This window comes from Salinicola sp. MIT1003 (assembly GCF_001858555.1).
In the GTDB taxonomy this organism is placed as follows: domain Bacteria; phylum Pseudomonadota; class Gammaproteobacteria; order Pseudomonadales; family Halomonadaceae; genus Salinicola; species Salinicola salarius.
On sequence record NZ_MCAP01000041.1, the window covers coordinates 1 to 1476 of the forward strand.

General features: G+C 63.8%; 2 protein-coding genes. Both read left to right on the forward strand.

Annotation, left to right across the window (positions count from 1 at the left end; genetic code table 11):
- Positions 1–423 (forward strand): TRAP transporter small permease (locus BC443_RS13225; RefSeq protein WP_071232308.1); only part of this gene is annotated, 423 nt, incomplete at its 5' end.
- A gap of 5 nt (positions 424–428) precedes the next feature.
- Positions 429–1476 (forward strand): TRAP transporter large permease (locus BC443_RS13230; protein WP_071232309.1); only part of this gene is annotated, 1048 nt, incomplete at its 3' end.

Consider the following 1476-nt stretch of genomic DNA (forward strand, 5'->3'; position numbering starts at 1 on the left):
CTGTTCTCGTCGCCGCTGGCCTGGAGCGAGGAGATCCTGCAGCTGTTGATGGTGTGGGCGACGTTCCTCGGCGCCAGCGCGCTGGTGCGGCGCAACGAGCACGTGCTGATCGGCCTGCTCAATGACAGGTTGCCGGCAGCCGTTGCGCACTGGAACACGCGCATTTTCAACATCGGCATCGTCATGCTTTGCGCGGTGGCGATGCTGTTCTGGGGGCTGGAACTGCTGCCCTTCTCGCGTTTCCGCAGCACGCCGATGCTGCAGATCCCCTACTACTGGATTCACGTATCGATCCCCATCAGCGCGGTGCTGATGCTCTATCACAGTTTGGTGCGCCTGATCACCAATGACCGATTGATTGCCGACGAACGGGAACTGGCTCCGCCGGAAGCCACCCGCGACGCCGTTACCGCCAAGGAGTGATATCGATGGCCGTTGGAATCGCGCTCGCCGCGCTCTTCATCCTGTTCTGCCTGGGCACGCCGGTAGCCTTCGCGCTGTTTGCGTCGAGCCTGACCTACTTCCTGGTCGGCGCCGACCAGCCCATGCTAATGCTGATCCAGCGCCTCGCCGGCGGGCTGGAATCGATCTCGCTGCTGGCCATTCCGTTCTTCATCATGGCCGGGGTGTTCATGAACCACTCCGGTATCACCGAACGGCTGCTGACGCTGGCCGAGCTGATGACACGCCGCCTGCATGGCGGGCTGGCCCAGGCCAACGTGCTGCTGAGTACCTTCATGGGCGGTTTGTCCGGCTCCAACATCGCCGACGCCGCCATGAACGCCAAACTGCTGGTACCGAGCATGACGGCTGCCGGCTACCCCAAGCCGTTCTCAAGCGCGATCACGGCTTCGTCGTCGCTGATCACCTCGACCATCCCGCCGGGGATCGCGCTGATCGTCTACGGCTACGTCAACAACGTCTCGATCGGTCGGCTGTTCCTCGCCGGCGTCGTTCCCGGCGTGCTGATGGCGGTCGCCATGATGGTGCTGGTGTCGATCCAGTGTCGTCGCCTCGGTTATCAGAAGCCGCGCCGCGAACGCGTATCGCGCCACGAATGGATCAGCGTGACCCGTGCCGGGATCATCGCCCTGCTGCTGCCGGTGGTCGTCATCGGCGGCATCCGTGTCGGCATCTTTACGCCCACCGAAGCGGGCGCGATGGCGGTGCTCTACGCGCTGATCGTCGGGCTGTTCGTGTATCGGCAGATGGGGCTCGGCAGCGTTGCGCTGGCGACGCGGGAGTCGCTGATGGCGTCGGTCAACGTGCTGTTCATCATTGCGATCGCCTCGGGCTTCGCGCGCGTGCTGACCTGGGAGCAGATTCCACAGCAGATCGCGCTGATGCTCTCCTCGGGCGTCGGTAGCGCGGTGGCGTTTTTGCTGATCGCCAATGCCCTGCTGCTGATCCTCGGCATGTTCCTGGAAGGCAACGCGATTCTGATCGTGCTTTCGCCATTGCTGGCTCCCGTGGCGG